Here is a 17,289-nt window from a genome sequence, read left to right as displayed (position 1 = left end):
AAGCCCTCATAATGAGGGCTGTCATTACTGCGCGTCGGGGAGCTTCAGCACTTTCACCAGATAGCGACCGTCTTCGGTGAGACGTGCGCCATGAATATCGGTTTCAAAGCCAGGGTAACGTTCCCCTATCGAGCAAAGCATGATCAGGAAATCGAGCACCGCGCGGCTTTCTTCCGTAATCATCTCACCGGGCATCACCACGGGCACACCCGGCGGATAAGGCAGGATCATGTTAGCCGAGACTTTGCCGATCAGTTCGTCGAGGTCACATTCCTCCACATGTCCGCGCACCTGATGTTGGAACATTTCATACGGCGTCATTTTCATTTCTGGCAGCGTTTCAAATGCGTCCAGCATCAGGCGCGGCAGATCATGTCGGAGGATAAGCTTGTGGATCCCCTGCGCGAGATCCTGGATCCGCATATGACGGTAGAAATCCGGATCTTCCGCGTACAGATCGGGGAGCATATTTTTAACGCGCAGATTAAGATCATAACTGCGTTTGAAATCGGTCAGACCACGCATCACGCTCATGGATTTGGTCTTATCAATGCCAATGCTGAACAGGAAAAGTAAATTGTACGGACCGGTTTTTTCGACCACCACGCCGCGCTCATCAAGGAACTTAGCCACCAGCGCCGCCGGGATCCCTTCCTGTTCCAGTTTGCCCATTTCATCCATGCCGGGCGTAAGGATCGTGACCTTGATCGGATCCAGATACATGTGATCGGCATCTGCGTTCGCAAAGCCATGCCAGTTATTATCCGGATTCAGCGGCCAGCATTCAGCTTCATCAATATGTTCCGGCTGCCAGATATCGAAGAACCAGCCATCAGTTTCCTCGCGCAGTCGTTGGATCTCTTTGCGAAAATGTAACGCACGCTCAACCGAGCGGTTGATCAGGCGGCGTCCGGGATTTCCGCGCAGCATCGCCGCTGCGGTTTCTGCCGAGGCAACGATGCCGTAGTTGGGTGATGTGGTGGTGTGCATCATGTAGGCTTCATTAAAGGTACTTTCGTTGTAATCACCTTTAATGTGGATCATTGACGCCTGAGAGAAGGCGGCCAGTAACTTGTGCGTAGACTGGGTTTCATAGATGACTTTTCCGGGAATTCGCTCACCACTCATCCCGCTTTTCCCTGCGTAAATCGGATGGAAATTGGTATAAGGCACCCAGGCGGAATCAAAATGAATCGACGGTACATCCAGCGTATTTTTGATGTAATCAGTGTTGTACAGCAGCCCATCATAGGTGGAGTTGGTAATGACCGCATGTACCGGCCAGGTCGCATTGTCCGTGAGGGCGATTTTCTCTTCGATACTTTCCCGGGTGAATTCACGCTTGGGAATGCCGCCGAGAATGCCGTAGGCATTACGGTGAGGACGCAAATAGATCGGCACGACATTGGTCATCATCATCAGATGTGCCAGCGATTTATGGCAGTTTCGGTCAATCAGCACCGTGCTGCCCGCTGGCGCGGCGTACATGCCGACAATTTTATTGGCCGTCGAAGTGCCGTTGGTCACGATGTAACTTTGTTCTGAACCAAACGTGCGTGCGATATATTCTTCGGCCTCCAGATGCGGGCCGGTATGATCGAGCAACGATCCCAGTTCGGTCACCGAAATGGATACGTCTGCTTTCAGCGTTTTGGCACCAAAGAAATCATAAAACAGTGTCCCGACCGGGCTTTTCAGAAACGCCGTGCCCGCCATGTGTCCCGGCGTACAAAAGGTGTACTTCCCTTCTTCCACGTATTTAAACAGCGCTTTGGTCAGCGGTGGCGTGATCGTATCGATATATTCGTCCGTGTACTGGCGGATCCTTTTGGCAATATCCTCTGCGGCGGTCAGCGCGTACTCGAAGAAATACAGAACCATCCGCATCTCATTCACATCAACATCCAGCGTTGAGTGAGTATTGATGAAAGCGTACAAGGGCAGGTATTCGTTCAGTTCATTAATTTCTGTACACAACTCTTCGCTATGCTCGTCCCAGTCAAAAATCGCCCCGCAAATGCGGGCATTATTTTCGATGAGTTTCAGTAAGTCAGCGCGATCCCGCGGATAAATAACCTGGAACCCGAGAAGCGTCAGGGCGCTATCCAGTTCGCGGATTGGCTCTTCTTTATAGTAAGCCCCTTCCGGGCGCATGACAGCGATGATATTCATCTGACAAATCCTTCTTTTATTGGTATCTCATATATTTATAGAAACACGGTTAGCGCCAGGTGTGTACCCTTTCGCGACTATTTCTGACAGACGGAAGGAAAATTCAGAATCCCGGAACGATGTGGGAGGGATTTGCGGCAATAAAAAAGGCCATGCAGTTGCATGGCCTTTTCATAAGCGGTTGCTGGATCAGCAGTAGCCGTAAGTCATCAGACGCTGATAGCGACGGTTACGCAATTCTTCAGTGCTCAGCACATCCAAATCACTCAGGTCAGCTTCCAGCTGGGCGCGCAGTGAGGCCGCCATCGCTTCAACATTACGATGAGCACCGCCCAGAGGTTCAGGGATCACCGAGTCGATAAGCTTCAGTTCTTTCAAACGTGGCGCAACGATACCCATCGCTTCTGCTGCCAGAGGTGCTTTATCCGCACTCTTCCACAGAATTGAGGCACAGCCTTCCGGTGAGATCACCGAATAGGTGCTGTATTGCAGCATGTTAACTTTATCACCCACGCCGATTGCCAGTGCGCCACCGGAACCACCTTCACCAATAACGGTACAGATGACCGGCACATTCAGACGTGACATCTCACGCAGGTTACGGGCGATCGCTTCAGACTGGCCGCGCTCTTCAGCACCCACGCCTGGGTATGCGCCAGGGGTGTCGATGAAGGTAATGATAGGCAGTTTGAAACGTTCTGCCATTTCCATCAGGCGTAACGCTTTGCGATATCCTTCCGGAGCAGGCATACCGAAGTTACGACGGACTTTCTCTTTTGTTTCACGGCCTTTCTGATGACCTATGATCATCACAGCACGTTCACCCAAACGAGCAATCCCGCCAACGATAGCTTTATCGTCAGCAAATGCACGATCACCAGCCAGTTCATCAAAATCAGTGAAGATATGTTTGATGTAATCCAGCGTATAAGGGCGACGAGGATGGCGTGCCAGTTGGGCAATCTGCCAGGCACCCAGATCAGAGAAAATCTTACGGGTCAGTTCAACGCTTTTCTCGCGCAAGCGTGCAACTTCTTCGTCCAGATTAATATCCAATTTTTCGTCTTGACGGCTGACTGCAGTCAGCGAGTCAATTTTCGCTTCGAGTTCCGCAATCGGCTGTTCAAAATCAAGAAAATTCAGACTCATAGCATTCCTATTTTAGTCAAATTCCAGTTCCACCTGCTCACTACCGACCAGGCCTCGCAAATCCAGCAACAGTTTGTCCGTTGGCGTAACACGCCATGACGCCCCGAATCGAAGCCGGGCTCTTGCGTTTTCTCGTTGGTAATACAGATGCACTGGTATCGTCCCCGATCGATGAGGTTCCAACGATTGGCGGAGACGGTTCAAAAGCTGGTCATCAATTTGCCTGTCAGTCAGCGAGATAGCAAGACCGCGAGCATATTTTTCCCGTGCTTCACTGATGTCCATAATATCGCGGGCCATCATTTTAAGCCCGCCGCTGAAGTCATCAAAGCTGACCTGTCCTGTGGCGATAAGGATACGGTCTTTTTCCAACAAATGCTGGAATTTTTCCAACGCTTCGGTGAACAACATGACTTCCAGACGACCAGAGCGGTCGTCTAACGTACAGATCCCAATGCGATTACCGCGTTTGGTGACCATTACCCGTGCAGCGAGAACCAGTCCCACTGCAACCGTCATTTTACCCCGATCCGTCGGGTGCATATCTTTCAAACGCTGGCCGCCGCCATAACGTTCGATTTCTTTCAGATACTGGGTGATCGGATGGCCGGTCAGGTACAACCCCAGCGTTTCGCGTTCACCGTCCAGTACCGTTTGTTCCGGCCAGCGCATGACGTTGGCGTAGGATTTCTCTACCTGTTCCGGCGCTTCTGCCAGAACGCCGAACATATCTACCTGACCGATAGCTTCAGCTTTGGCGTGCTGATCGGCAGCTTTCAGGGCATCCGGCAAAGAGCTCATCAATGCGGCACGGTGCGGACCTAAACGGTCAAACGCACCGGACATGATCAGCTTTTCGAGAATACGTTTGTTGAGCTTTTTCACATCCGCACGGGCACAGAGATCAAACAGCTCTTTGAAATAACCACCCTCGTTACGCGCCTCAATGATGGCTTCAATCGGGCCTTCACCTACGCCTTTGATCGCGCCGATGCCGTAAACGATTTCACCTTCTTCATTGACGTGGAAGTGATACTGACCGCTGTTGATATCCGGTGGCAGAATTTTCAGCCCCATACGCCAGCATTCATCCACCAGGCCAACCACTTTCTCGGTGTTATCCATATCGGCAGTCATCACCGCCGCCATAAATTCAGCAGGATAATGCGCTTTCAGCCACAGCGTCTGGTAAGACACCAGTGCATAAGCGGCGGAGTGGGACTTGTTAAACCCATAACCGGCGAATTTCTCTACCAGATCGAAGATTTTAATCGCCAGTTCGCCATCGATACCGCGTGCTTTGGCACCATCTTCAAAACCGCCGCGCTGTTTTGCCATCTCGACCGGGTTTTTCTTACCCATCGCACGACGCAGCATGTCCGCGCCGCCCAGCGAATAGCCCGCCAGAACCTGCGCAATCTGCATGACCTGTTCCTGATACAAGATGATGCCGTACGTCGGCTCCAGTACCGGTTTCAGAGATTCGTGCTGCCATTGGATATCCGGATAGGACAACTCTTCGCGACCGTGTTTACGGTCAATAAAGTTATCTACCATGCCGGACTGCAACGGCCCCGGACGGAACAATGCCACCAGCGCGATCATATCTTCGAAGCTGTCGGGCTTCAGGCGTTTGATCAAATCTTTCATGCCGCGGGATTCAAGCTGGAAAACCGCGGTGGTTTCCGAGCGCTGCAGCATGTCGAAACTTTTCTTGTCATCCAGCGGAATCGCGGCGATATCCAGCGGGGGTTCGCCCGCTTTTGCACGACGGGCGTTAATCATGCCCAGCGCCCAGTCGATGATGGTGAGTGTACGCAATCCGAGGAAGTCGAACTTCACCAGACCGGCATATTCCACGTCGTTTTTGTCGAACTGCGTCACCGGGTGATTACCTTCAGCATCGCAATATAACGGCGCAAAATCGGTAATCTTGGTCGGCGCTATCACGACACCGCCGGCGTGTTTACCGGCGTTACGGGTGACGCCTTCAAGCTGGCGCGCCATGTCGATCAGAGACTTAACTTCTTCATCCGCTTCGTAAATTTCCGGCAATTGCGGTTCTGCAGCAAAGGCTTTTTCCAGCGTCATGCCGGGATCAGGCGGGACCAGTTTGGAAATACGATCAACAAATCCGTAAGGGTGGCCCAGTACGCGGCCTACGTCGCGAATAACGGCTTTGGCAGCCATGGTACCGAAAGTGATAATCTGAGAAACCGCTTCGCGGCCATACATTTCAGCCACATGGTCGATGACCTGATCACGCTTTTCCATGCAAAAATCGACGTCAAAGTCGGGCATGGAAACACGTTCAGGGTTAAGAAAACGTTCGAAAAGCAGATCGAATTCAAGCGGATCCAGATCGGTAATTTTGAGCGCATAGGCCACCAGTGAACCTGCACCGGAACCACGGCCAGGGCCTACCGGTACGTCGTTATCCTTGGACCACTGGATGAACTCCATTACGATCAGGAAGTAACCGGGAAAGCCCATCTGGTTGATAACTTTGAGCTCGATATCCAGACGTTCATCATATTCAGGGCGTCGTTGCGCGCGCACGTCGGGATCCGGAAACAGAAACTCAAGACGTTCTTCCAGCCCGATTTTAGATCTATCGACCAGAAAATCTTCAGTCGTCATCTCTCCGGTCGGAAACTGCGGCAGGAAGTATTCGCCAAGACGAATGGTGACGTTACAACGTTTGGCAATCTCAACGCTGTTTTGCAGAGCTTCCGGGATATCTTCAAACAACTCGCACATTTCATCTTCACTGCGCATGTATTGCTGAGCAGTGTAATTGCGCGGACGCTTGGGATCGTCGAGCGTAAAACCGTCGTGAATAGCCACGCGGATCTCATGGGCGTCAAAATCCGATGCCACCATGAAACGTACGTCGTTCGTTGCCACCACCGGTAAACCGCGTTCGGTTGCCAGCGCGACGGCAGCGTGCAGATAGTTTTCTTCTTCAGCCCGGCCGGTACGGATCAGTTCGAGGTAGTAGCGGTCGGGAAAATATTGCTGATAAAAATCCAGACACAGCTCGACTTGTAAATCGTTACCTCGCATCAGGAATTTACCGACATCCCCCATTTTCGCGCCGGAAATCAGGATCAACCCCTCATTCAGCTCTGCCAGCCACTCGCGATCAACAATCGGCCCCGCCGCGCCATAGCCACGCTGATAGGCGCGGGAAATCAGCAGCGTGAGGTTCTGATATCCCTGATTGTTCATTGCCAGAACGGTCAGCTGCGCCAGTTCGTCGCCAAGGATCTCGCTTTGAATGTTCAGATCGGCACCGATGATCGGTTTCACGCCAGCACCGTGCGCGGCACCGTAGAATTTGACCAGGCCGCACAGGTTGGTGAAGTCAGTGATCCCCAGAGCAGGCATACCGAGTGACGCTGCGCATTTCACCAGCGGACCCACTTTCGCGAGGCCATCCACCATGGAATAGTCGCTATGTACACGCAGATGAATAAAACGAGGTTCGGCCATATCCAGAGTCCAGAAATGAGTGAGTGTAGAGTGTGTATTTCCCGCTAAGGCACGAAAGGAACAAGATGACGCGTTACGCCAATCCGAGTGCGCGCTTCACCGGGGCGAAGCTGCGACGGTGATGCGCAGTCGCACCAAGCCGGGCAAGGCTTTCGAGATGCACCGGCGTCGGATAGCCTTTGTGTTTCGCAAAACCATATTCAGGGAACTGAAGATCCAGTTCAACCATTTCGCGATCGCGGGTGACCTTAGCCAGGATGGATGCGGCACTGATTTCGGCCACTTTGCTGTCCCCTTTCACCACGGCCTGAGAGGCCATCGGAAGAAACGGACAGCGGTTGCCATCAATCAATACCATGTCGGGCGTGATAGCCAACCCGGCAACGGCTCTTTGCATCGCCAGCATGGTGGCGTGCAGAATATTGATTTCATCGATTTCATGCGGTTCAGCGCGGCCAAGACTCCAGGCAAGCGCCTTTTCTTTAATTTCGATATACAGCGCTTCGCGTCGTTTTTCACTGAGTTTTTTTGAATCAGCCAGGCCCTTGATGGGGTTAGCCGGATCGAGAATAACCGCTGCAGTCACCACGGCGCCCACTAACGGGCCACGCCCGACTTCATCCACACCGGCGATACAGACGGCCTGCGGATAGATAAAGATGTCACTCATCGGCGTGCCAGCTCCATCACAGCCTGAGCAGCCTGCTCATCGGCATTCCGGCGAATGCTTTCATGCAATTCCAGGAAGGTACTCTGCAATTCGTGACTTTTCTCACCACCGGCCAGCAACGGCAATAACGCAGCGGAAAGTTTGTCCGGAACGCATTCGGTTTGCAGCAACTCGGTGACGATTTCCCGTCTTGCAAGCAAGTTTGGCAAGGAAACGTACGGCGTTTTTACCAGGCGTTCAGCGAGCCAGAAGGTGAAAGGCTTCATGCGATAGCCGACAACCATCGGGCATTTCGCCAGCATACATTCCAGCGCAGCCGTTCCTGAAGCCAGCAATGCTGCATCGCTGGCAATCATGGCCTCGCGACCTTTGCCGTCCAGCAAATGCGCGGGAAGGTCTGGCGCAATCTCCGCTTTGATACGTTCAAACTGCTCGCGACGTTTTGCATTCACCAGCGGCACAACAATGTGGAGATCCGGGTAAGTCTGTCGCAATTGCAGCGCTGTTTTCAGGAAATCAGCACTGAGCATTTCAACTTCCGCATGACGACTTCCTGGCAGTAACGCCAGACAATGCACATCATCAGGGATCCCCAAAGACAGGCGCGCAGCCTGTTTGTCAGGATGCAGCGGCATGGCATCAGCCATCGTGTGACCGATGAAACGGCAGGGAACGTTGAATTTGTCATAAAACGCTTTTTCGAAAGGCAGAAACGCCAGGACTAAATCGGTGGCTTTTCCTATTTTGAAAACGCGTTTTTGTCGCCAGGCCCAGACAGACGGGCTGACATAATGGATCGTGCGGATACCGCGTTGTTTCAGACGCCCTTCAAGCGTGATGTTAAAATCAGGTGCATCAATGCCCACGAAGACATCCGGCTTAAGTTCGCTGAAACGTTGGGTCAAATCTTTGCGGATTTTCAACAGGCGTGGCAGACGCTCTAACACTTCCACCACGCCCATTACCGCCAGTTCTTCCATTTCGTACCAGGCTTCACACCCTTCCGCCTGCATCAGCGGACCTGCGACGCCGACAAAGCGGGCATCCGGATGGTGCTTTTTCAGGGCTCGAATCAGCCCGGCGCCAAGAATGTCACCGGACGTTTCACCGGCCACCAGGCCAATTGTAAGAACAGGCTTTTGCATTGTTTTCCGTAGGGCAGATCAGCGGATTATGCCGCGCGTTGAGCGGCTGAAGAAATCACTGAAAGGTTTGGCTTTCGGGAATTCAGCCGCAATCGCAGCGATTTCCGGCTGAGCTTCTTCCAGAGTTTTGCCACTGCGATACAGTAATTTATAGGCATTACGAATAGCGTGCAGGTCTGCTTTCTCAAAACCACGTCGCTTAAGCCCTTCGATATTAATACCAAAAGGTGTCGCGTGGTTACCCTGCGCAATCACGAACGGAGGCACATCCTGGGCTACGCCAGAGCATCCGCCAACCATGACGTGCGCACCGATGATGCAGAATTGATGCACTGCGGTCATACCGCCAATGATAGCGAAATCGTCGATCTCTACGTGACCGCCAAGCGTCGCATTATTCGCCAGAATACAGCGATTACCAATGACGCAATCGTGGGCAATATGCGCATTCACCATCAACAGGTTATCGCTACCCACTTTTGTCAGACTACCGCCCTGAACGGTTCCACGATGAATGGTCACGCTCTCACGAATATTGTTGCGATCGCCGACCTCAACGCGTGTTGGTTCACCTGCATATTTCAGATCCTGGTTAATTTCACCAATGGAAACGAACTGGAAAATGCGGTTATCGCGACCAATTTTGGTCACGCCATTAAGAACTACGTGTGATTTAAGCTCAGTACCTTCGCCGATCTCCACCTGGGAACCGACATAACAGAAAGGACCGATATGAACACCAGCACCGATAACGGCACCTTCTTCAACAATAGCGCTTGGATGTATAAAGGCGGTTTTGTCTATCATGTATTAAGACTCCCGGCGACGGGCGCACATCATTGATGCCTCGCAAGCAATCTCACCATCTACTTTCGCGACACCTTTAAAACGAGCAACACCACGACGCTCTTTAATGAATTCAACTTCCAGAATCATCTGGTCACCCGGCAACACCGGACGTTTGAAGCGTGCATCATCAATTGCTGCAAAATAATACAGTTCGCCCGGTTCCAGTTTTCCAACGCTTTTAAACGCAAGAATACCGGTAGCCTGTGCCATGGCTTCCAGAATCAGTACACCTGGAAAAATCGGCTTGCCTGGGAAATGCCCCTGGAAAAACGGTTCATTAAAGGAAACGTTTTTCACTGCGCGCAAAAATTTCCCTTTTTCAAAATCCAACACGCGGTCAACCAACAAGAACGGGTAACGGTGTGGCAGTAAATCCAGTATCTCTTCAATACGCAGAGTATGAGTGTCAGTAGTCAAAATACTCTTCCTGTCTATAAAAACTGATGGCATCAAAAACACGGCCTGCCAGACCCCAAAAAAAGGTCATCAGGCAGGCCGCAAATAGGAACGAATGCCGCAGGTTCACTCACTGAGTGAACACAAAGCAGCACCGTAAATGGTAATTAGTCTTTTTCGATTTTACGCTCGACAGCTTTCAAGCGCTTATTCATCTCGTCAATATTCATTACCAGTGCAGCCGTCTTACGCCAAACTTTATTCGGTTGTAACGGAATACCGGAGGAGTATACCCCAGGTTCAGTGATTGGTCGCATTACCATTCCCATTCCTGTCACAACGGCCTGGTCACAAATCTCCATGTGACCATTGATAACACTGGCTCCGCCAATCTGGCAGTAACGACCAATTTTCAGACTACCGGCCATAATCACACCGCCGGCCACGGCCGTATTGTCTCCAATCACGACGTTGTGTGCAATCTGGCATTGGTTATCAATGATGACACCGTTGCTGATAATCGTGTCATCAAGCGCACCGCGGTCGATGGTGGTACAGGCACCAATCTCAACACGATCGCCGATAATCACGGTGCCAAGTTGTGGGATCTTAATCCAGTTGCCGCGTTCATTCGCGTAACCAAAACCGTCCGCACCGATGACAGTGCCAGACTGAATCAGGCACTGCTCACCAATTTCAACGCGGTGATAAATAGAAACATTGGCCCAGATCCGGGTTCCTGCGCCTATTTTAGCTTCTTTACCGATAAAGCAGCCCGCGCCGACGATAACGTTATCGCCCAACACTACGCCAGATTCGATGACTGCATTTGCGCCAACCGAGACATTCTTACCCAAAGAAGCACTGTCAGAAATTACCGCGCTCGCAGCAATATCCTGTGCCGGTGCCGGGGTGGTATCCAGCAGTTGCGCCATACGCGCATAGGTCAGGTAAGGGTTTTTAACCACTAATGCCGCTGTAGGGCAAAATGGCAGATCCGCTTCCGTCAACACTACGGCACCTGCTTTGCAGGAGGCCAACTGTTCACGGTAGCGGCTGTTTGATAAAAACGTGATTTGCTCAGAGTGTGCGGAATGCATTGAAGCAACGCCGGTGATGGCAATTTCGCCATCACCGTGCAATTGTGCATCCAACTGCTGTGCGAGATCAGCCAGTCGAATTGAAGACATGTTTATTTAACCTGTTTCAGCACATCAGCAGTAATATCTTTGTCATTGCTTGCATACGCGATTGCGTTTGCATCGATAACAACATCATAACCTTCTTTGCTTGCAACAGATTTCACAGCATCCTGGATACGGCTCAGGATTTTGTTACGCTCTTCGCCCTGACGACGACGGTTGTCTTGCTCGAACTGCTGCGCTTTAGCGGAGAACGCTTCACGCTGAGCCATTACGTCTTTTTCAAGTTTAGAACGATCGCTGGCTTTCATGGTCGAGCCATCGCGTTGCAGACGTTGCATTTTAGTTTGCAGATCACGTTCCTGAGATTGCAAATCAGTTGCACGGCTTTTGAACTCGTTTTCGAGTTGTTTGGCCACAGCTTCACGTGCTGGCATCTGTTGGAAAATGCTAGCGACGTTAACGATAGCAATTTTGTCAGCAGCCTGAACGCTAGCTGAAGAAGCCATAACTAAACCGAGGCCTGCGGCATATAACCACTTTTTCACTATAAACTCCTTCCATCACCCGTTTGTGCCATCTGGCACAGTAAATTACACAAAACACCTGACGCAATAACAATACACGGGCCGAAACCCGTGTATCAAATTCAGCATCAGGTCATTGCGATTCTGCTGAATAAGCGCTTTTCAGACAGAGAGTTACCAGGTTTTGCCGATATTAAACTGGAACTGCTCTGCTTTGTCGCCTTCGTATTTCTTAACAGGTTGTGCGTATGAGAAGACCAATGGCCCCAGAGGAGACATCCACTGCAACGCAAGACCGGAAGAAACACGAATATTGCCTGGTTTACTGTAATCAGGAACACCGGCAGCCATAGTCTGCGGCGTGTTTTCCCAACCTGTATCCCAGACAGTACCGCTATCCACGAACAGAGAAGTACGCAATGAGTTAGCGTATTTTTCGCTAACAAACGGAGTTGGAACAATCAGTTCGGCACTCAGTACTGCCATTGCATTACCACCCACCGCATCGTCCGAATTATCAATCGGACAACCGCTGTACGAGGTATTAGCTGTAGTACATTTGTAATAGGCTGCTTTTGGACCAATGGTGTTCGACTGGAAACCACGAACGCTGCTTGAACCACCGGCATAGAAGTTGTCGTAGAACGGCACTTCTTTACCACCAAGACCATCCGCATAACCTGCGCGAGCACGGCCCATCAGCACCCAATCACGATCTTGATTCAGCGGCATGTAGCTGGTTGAATCGAAAGTAATTTTATAATATTCGTTATCGGAACCTGGAACGGTAACTTTGCCGTTCAGGCTGGCTTTAGTCCCTGAAGTCGGGAAGTAGCCACGGTCGAGGTTGTTATAACCCCAGCCAAGGTTCACGAAGAAGTCATCAGCACTGAAATCGGCATCAGCATTATCGCTGGTGGTGACCGCAGGTTTCAGGCCCACAGAGTTCAGATAACGGAACATGGCGATCTGTGGTTCCATATTGGACAGATCGTTGTGTACGTAATCCAGACCCAGACGCAATGAGTTGTTCTCATTGATTGGGAAACCAAGGTTACCGCCAATACCATAACTTCTGTTGGTATAGTCAGACAGATCCGCGTTATCCGCTTTAAAGTCGTTATAGAAGATACGACCACCCAGACTCACACCATCGACGGTGAAGTAAGGGTCAGTGATCGTGAATTCTGCGTAAGTCTGATAATCATTTTTGGTACCGCTGATGCCTACGGAGTTACCCGTACCCAGCCAGTTGTCCTGCTGGACACCAACCTGGAAGCTGACACCACTTTCTGTACCGTAGCCCACACCAAAGTTGAAAGTACCGGTGTTACGTTCTTTCACTTTATAGACCACATCAACCTGATCCGGAGTACCCGGTACACGTTGCGTATCCACATCCACGGTTTCGAAGTAACCCAGACGGTTCAGACGTTCTTTACCTTTGTCGACCAGATCGTTGCCTAACCAGGCACCTTCCATCTGACGCATTTCACGGCGCAGTACGCTGTCTTTACTGGTGTCATTGCCTTCAAAACGGATATGACGCACATAGAAACGGTTACCTGCATCAACGTTGATATGCAGTTTAACGGTCTTATCGGCATCATTGATTTCTGGCTGTGTATTCACCCGTGGGTAGGCATAGCCGTAACGACCCAACATCTGCTTGATGTCGTTTTCCATCTTGGTGACTTTAGCGCCGTTATACAGCTCGCCTTTATCAATTTTAGTCAGGCTTTGCACTTCTGCTGAGTGACCGGCCATGCTGCCAGTCACTTCAACGCCAGAAAGTTTATATTGCTCGCCTTCTGTAATGTTCAGCGTGATGTAAATGCCTTTCTTGTCCGGCGTCAGGCTGACCTGAGTCGAATCAATGTTGAAACGGGCATAGCCGCGATCCAGATAGAAGCTGCGCAGGGTTTCAAGGTCACCCGCCAGTTTCTGTTTCTGATATTTACGATCGCCTACCACGTTCCACCATGGCACTTCATCGCGAAGCTGGAAGTGTGAAATCAGTTCATCAGTACTGAAGGCATGGTTACCTACGATGTTGATCTGCTGAATTTTGGCAGAAACACCTTCGGTGAAGACCAGTTTCAGATCGACACGGTTACGGGGCAAAGGGGTAACAACCGCTTTTACCGACGCACTGTATTTACCGACGCTGTAATAGAAGTCTTCCAGACCTTTCTCGATGCTGCTGATTGTTGTACGGTCAAGCGCTTCGCCAACACGGACGCCAGAGGCCTCCAGGTTTTGTTTCAGCATGTCATCTTTGACCGATTTGTTACCGGAGAAAGTGATGCTGGCAATAGTTGGACGTTCTTTAACCTGAACAATCAGAGAATCGCCATCGCGCAGGACGCGAACGTCCTCAAAGTTGCCAGTGGCAAACAATGCACGAATGGTATTACTGATGTCATCGTCAGTAACCGTATCACCGACGCGAACCGGCATATTGAGTAACGCCGCACCGACGGCAACTCGCTGCAGGCCTTCGAAATGAATATCTTTCACTACGAAACCGTCTGCACCGTATACGGTGGCGCTGCCAAACAGCAGCGACGCTATGAGCAACTTTTTGATCGCCATCGTTGTTATGCGTTCTTCCTAACCTAATCTCCAGCCTTAAAGACGGGAGAAATCATTGAAAAGTGCAAGCCCCATAACCAGGAACAGCAATACTGCACCGACCTGATAGCTGAAGTTTTGAACTCGCTCGGAAACTGGACCACCTTTTAGTTTTTCTATTGCCAGAAAAACCAAGTGTCCACCATCTAATATCGGTAATGGGAACAGGTTTACGATACCGAGATTGACGCTGATAAGCGCCAAAAACGTCAGGTACGACACTAAACCATACTCCGCTGACATCCCTGCGCCCTGTGCTATGGAGATTGGGCCGCTCAGATTGTTCAGCTTTACATCACCGGTAAACAACTTGCCCAGCATGTTTACCGTCAGCTTCATCAGTTGCCAGGTTTTTGCACCGGCCTCATAAAAAGCGACAAACGGACCATATTGGCGAACTGTTTTGTACTCTTCAGGTAACGGTATGACTTTGGGAACCACCCCAGCAAAACCTTGTACGATACCTTTACCTACTGTCCGACTTTCCGGTGTCAGGGTTAACTCAAGAGTCTCACCATTACGCTCAATGTTCAGCGCCATAGGCTTGCCCGGATTATCGCGCACCTGCAACGTAAAATTACGCCAGCCCGACAAAACCTGACCGTCAACTTTAACGATCCGATCGCCCGCTTGCAAACCTGCTTTTTGAGCAGCAGAACCCGCTTGTACTTCAGCTAAAACGGGCTCCACCTGTGGACCACGCGGAATGATACCCAACGCAACCACAGGATCTTGCGTTTCAGGATCAAATGTCCATTCACGCAAATCGACGACTTTTTCAATTACCGTTGATGAACCTAACTCGGCGACCCCGAGCGTCATTTGGCTACTGCCAATTTCACCCATCAACGACAAACGAATTGAATCCCAATCAGGCGTTTCGATACCGCCAATAGACTTTAGTTCCATACCGGGCAAAACTTTGGCTTGCGCAGCAATAGATTGCGGCGTGATTTCAGCCACAACCGGGCGTACCGAGGGAACGCCAATAACGAAGATGACCCAGTAGGCGAAAACAGCAAAAATAAAGTTGGCAATCGGGCCCGCGCTAATAATAGCAGCACGCTGCCACACCGTCTTGCTGTTGAAAGTAAGATGCTTAAGCTCAGGTGGAACCGTCTCAAGACGCTCATCGAGCATTTTGACGTATCCACCGAGGGGGATGATAGCAAGCACATATTCGGTTCCACGGCGATCGGTGCGGCGCCACAGTGCGCGACCAAAACCGACAGAGAAGCGCTCAACACGCACCCCGCAGCGACGAGCAACCCAGAAATGGCCGAACTCGTGCACGGTGATAAGCACCCCCAATGCAACGATAAAGGCGGCCAGGCTCCAGAGTATGTTCATCATATGTCCAACTATTCCTTAGAAAACTTCACCGTCTCAGCGACGGATTAATACACTAACAGCATCAGACAGGCAAATACAGGAACGGCAGCAGTCAGGCTGTCGATGCGATCCAATATTCCACCGTGCCCGGGAATCATATGACCACTGTCTTTGATTCCAGCTTCGCGTTTGAACATGCTCTCCGTCAGATCGCCGAGTACAGAAGCCAGCGCAGCGACTACGGAACAAATGAGTAATACAGACGGCTGAACACTCAACGGTGCATAACGACCAAACAACCAGGCAATCAGAGCACACGTCAGCAGCCCGCCGAAGAAACCTTCCCAGGTTTTTCCGGGAGAGACTTTAGGCGCCAGTTTGTGTTTACCGAACAACTTCCCAAACAGGTAAGCCCCGGAATCTGCGCCCCAGACGAGTAGCATCACATACAACAGCCACCAGGCGCCAGTGTGCGGATTCTCTGCATAGCCATACTGGCGCAGCGCAACCATGCCCCAGAAGAACGGCACAATCGTCAGAACACCGAACAAAACACGCAGCACGCGTGAATTACGCCAGAATGCGGCGGACGCAGGATAGCCCACGACTAACACCAGAGCGACACACCACCAGGCAAGCGCAGCCCATAACGATCCACTCACCTGCGGCAACTGCACGCTGTGATGATAGGCCGGAATGCTCAGTAGCATGACTGCCAGCAGAAAACCACACAGGATAGCCAGCCAGATCCGCTGATTACGTGTTCCCAGACCCGCTAATTGCCCCCACTCCCACGCCGCCAACATGCACACGACCAGCGTGACAATGGCAAAACCTACCGGTGGTAACAAAAAGAGTGCTGCAATAACAATCGGTATTAAAATCAGAGCTGTGATAATGCGATACTTCAGCAAATGTTCTCCCTAGGACGCATTGGCGCCGATAGGTGTAGTCCCTCCAAAGCGGCGCTCGCGTTGTGCAAAAGCATTTAGCGCATCTTCAAAGGTATTTTCATCAAAATCAGGCCAGAGGACATCCGTAAAGTAAAACTCCGCATAGGCAATTTGCCACAGCAAGAAGTTACTGATTCGATGTTCCCCACCGGTTCTGATCACCAAATCGACTGGTGCCAGTTCGCTCATACAGACGGCTGAATCCAGCATGTCTTCTGTTATTTGCTCTGCCCGCAGCGCACCAGCTTCAACCTGACCGGCCAGTGCCTTAACGCCCTGAATAATATCCCATCGTCCGCCATAATTCGCAGCGATGTTTAGCGTAAGACCGTCGTTATTTTGTGTAAGTGTTTCTGAACGACGAATGCGTTCCTGCAGACGAGCACTAAAGCGACTGACATCGCCAATAATCCGCAACCTGACATTGTGTTTATGCAGGCTTTTAACTTCACTGTCGAGTGCACGAACAAACAGTTCCATTAACGCGGCGACTTCCTGAGCCGGGCGATTCCAGTTTTCACTACTAAAGGCATAAAGCGTAAGAGCATCTAAATGATGGTTGGCAGCAAAACTCACGGCTTTACGCACTGATTTTACGCCCGCTTTATGACCAAAGACCCTCATTTTACCCTGACGTTTTGCCCAACGACCGTTGCCGTCCATAATAATGGCAACATGGCGCGGCTGAGCGCAAGACGTATCAGACATCTGTTGATTTTCGAGGGACATAACGCGTACTCATTTCCTTTTATCAGAACACGACGGCTTTTTAGCTGGCGTTGTACATCAAACGCTGGCGCTGTAACACGCGCAAAAAAGCCGTGT

At 51.0% G+C, this 17,289-nt stretch carries 13 protein-coding genes; all 13 read right to left on the bottom strand.

Features of this window, described 5'->3' with window-relative positions; genetic code table 11:
* Window positions 1-24 precede the first annotated feature (24 nt).
* Window positions 25-2,172: a lysine decarboxylase LdcC gene (locus ACO0U8_RS21595; RefSeq protein ID WP_421671600.1), complete on the bottom strand. Its 2,148-nt coding sequence runs from the start codon at window positions 2,170-2,172 to the stop codon at window positions 25-27.
* Window positions 2,173-2,361: 189 nt separating this feature from the next.
* Window positions 2,362-3,321: an acetyl-CoA carboxylase carboxyl transferase subunit alpha gene (accA, locus tag ACO0U8_RS21590; RefSeq protein ID WP_056781713.1), complete on the bottom strand. Its 960-nt coding sequence runs from the start codon at window positions 3,319-3,321 to the stop codon at window positions 2,362-2,364.
* 12 nt (window positions 3,322-3,333) lie between these two features.
* On the bottom strand, window positions 3,334-6,816 hold the full coding sequence (gene dnaE, locus ACO0U8_RS21585) for a DNA polymerase III subunit alpha (protein WP_056781716.1): 3,483 nt from the start codon (window positions 6,814-6,816) through the stop codon (window positions 3,334-3,336).
* 73 nt (window positions 6,817-6,889) lie between these two features.
* The gene (rnhB, locus tag ACO0U8_RS21580; RefSeq protein WP_217203815.1) at window positions 6,890-7,486 is read right to left on the bottom strand and encodes a ribonuclease HII; all 597 of its coding nucleotides are present in this window, start codon (window positions 7,484-7,486) and stop codon (window positions 6,890-6,892) included.
* Complete coding sequence (gene lpxB, locus ACO0U8_RS21575) at window positions 7,483-8,631, bottom strand: lipid-A-disaccharide synthase (RefSeq protein ID WP_056781722.1); 1,149 nt, start codon at window positions 8,629-8,631, stop codon at window positions 7,483-7,485. Before lpxB ends, rnhB begins: the two co-directional genes overlap by 4 nt.
* Before the next feature lie 18 nt (window positions 8,632-8,649).
* Complete coding sequence (lpxA, locus tag ACO0U8_RS21570; RefSeq protein WP_056781724.1) at window positions 8,650-9,438, bottom strand: acyl-ACP--UDP-N-acetylglucosamine O-acyltransferase; 789 nt, start codon at window positions 9,436-9,438, stop codon at window positions 8,650-8,652.
* Window positions 9,439-9,441: 3 nt separating this feature from the next.
* Window positions 9,442-9,930 (bottom strand): 3-hydroxyacyl-ACP dehydratase FabZ, encoded by a 489-nt coding sequence (gene fabZ / locus ACO0U8_RS21565; protein ID WP_183850297.1) that lies wholly within the window; start codon window positions 9,928-9,930, stop codon window positions 9,442-9,444.
* Between the two features lie 113 nt (window positions 9,931-10,043).
* A complete protein-coding gene (lpxD, locus tag ACO0U8_RS21560) occupies window positions 10,044-11,066 on the bottom strand; it encodes a UDP-3-O-(3-hydroxymyristoyl)glucosamine N-acyltransferase (RefSeq protein ID WP_056781726.1) in 1,023 nt (340 codons plus the stop codon).
* A gap of 2 nt (window positions 11,067-11,068) precedes the next feature.
* Window positions 11,069-11,566: a molecular chaperone Skp gene (skp, locus tag ACO0U8_RS21555; protein ID WP_056781728.1), complete on the bottom strand. Its 498-nt coding sequence runs from the start codon at window positions 11,564-11,566 to the stop codon at window positions 11,069-11,071.
* A gap of 153 nt (window positions 11,567-11,719) precedes the next feature.
* Complete coding sequence (bamA, locus tag ACO0U8_RS21550) at window positions 11,720-14,140, bottom strand: outer membrane protein assembly factor BamA (RefSeq protein WP_056781730.1); 2,421 nt, start codon at window positions 14,138-14,140, stop codon at window positions 11,720-11,722.
* A gap of 36 nt (window positions 14,141-14,176) precedes the next feature.
* The gene (rseP, locus tag ACO0U8_RS21545; RefSeq protein ID WP_122096990.1) at window positions 14,177-15,532 is read right to left on the bottom strand and encodes a sigma E protease regulator RseP; all 1,356 of its coding nucleotides are present in this window, start codon (window positions 15,530-15,532) and stop codon (window positions 14,177-14,179) included.
* 44 nt (window positions 15,533-15,576) lie between these two features.
* Window positions 15,577-16,425: a phosphatidate cytidylyltransferase gene (cdsA, locus tag ACO0U8_RS21540; RefSeq protein ID WP_056781733.1), complete on the bottom strand. Its 849-nt coding sequence runs from the start codon at window positions 16,423-16,425 to the stop codon at window positions 15,577-15,579.
* 9 nt (window positions 16,426-16,434) lie between these two features.
* Complete coding sequence (ispU, locus tag ACO0U8_RS21535) at window positions 16,435-17,193, bottom strand: (2E,6E)-farnesyl-diphosphate-specific ditrans,polycis-undecaprenyl-diphosphate synthase (protein WP_056781735.1); 759 nt, start codon at window positions 17,191-17,193, stop codon at window positions 16,435-16,437.
* Window positions 17,194-17,289 lie beyond the last annotated feature (96 nt).

It is taken from the genome of Rahnella sp. EDr1-12, assembly GCF_049206505.1.
In the GTDB taxonomy this organism is placed as follows: domain Bacteria; phylum Pseudomonadota; class Gammaproteobacteria; order Enterobacterales; family Enterobacteriaceae; genus Rahnella; species Rahnella rivi.
This window is presented reverse-complemented; position numbering and strand designations above follow the sequence as displayed.

Excerpts from the sequence above, each read along its gene's own strand:
- ACO0U8_RS21595 (WP_421671600.1), bottom strand. The coding sequence starts at position 2,172 with ATGAATATCATCGCTGTCATGCGCCCGGAAGGGGCTTACTATAAAGAA.
- accA (WP_056781713.1), bottom strand. The coding sequence starts at position 3,321 with ATGAGTCTGAATTTTCTTGATTTTGAACAGCCGATTGCGGAACTCGAA.
- dnaE (WP_056781716.1), bottom strand. The coding sequence starts at position 6,816 with ATGGCCGAACCTCGTTTTATTCATCTGCGTGTACATAGCGACTATTCC.
- rnhB (WP_217203815.1), bottom strand. The coding sequence starts at position 7,486 with ATGAGTGACATCTTTATCTATCCGCAGGCCGTCTGTATCGCCGGTGTG.
- lpxB (WP_056781722.1), bottom strand. The coding sequence starts at position 8,631 with ATGCAAAAGCCTGTTCTTACAATTGGCCTGGTGGCCGGTGAAACGTCC.
- lpxA (WP_056781724.1), bottom strand. The coding sequence starts at position 9,438 with ATGATAGACAAAACCGCCTTTATACATCCAAGCGCTATTGTTGAAGAA.
- fabZ (WP_183850297.1), bottom strand. The coding sequence starts at position 9,930 with ATGCCATCAGTTTTTATAGACAGGAAGAGTATTTTGACTACTGACACT.
- lpxD (WP_056781726.1), bottom strand. The coding sequence starts at position 11,066 with ATGTCTTCAATTCGACTGGCTGATCTCGCACAGCAGTTGGATGCACAA.
- bamA (WP_056781730.1), bottom strand. The coding sequence starts at position 14,140 with ATGGCGATCAAAAAGTTGCTCATAGCGTCGCTGCTGTTTGGCAGCGCC.
- rseP (WP_122096990.1), bottom strand. The coding sequence starts at position 15,532 with ATGATGAACATACTCTGGAGCCTGGCCGCCTTTATCGTTGCATTGGGG.
- ispU (WP_056781735.1), bottom strand. The coding sequence starts at position 17,193 with ATGTCCCTCGAAAATCAACAGATGTCTGATACGTCTTGCGCTCAGCCG.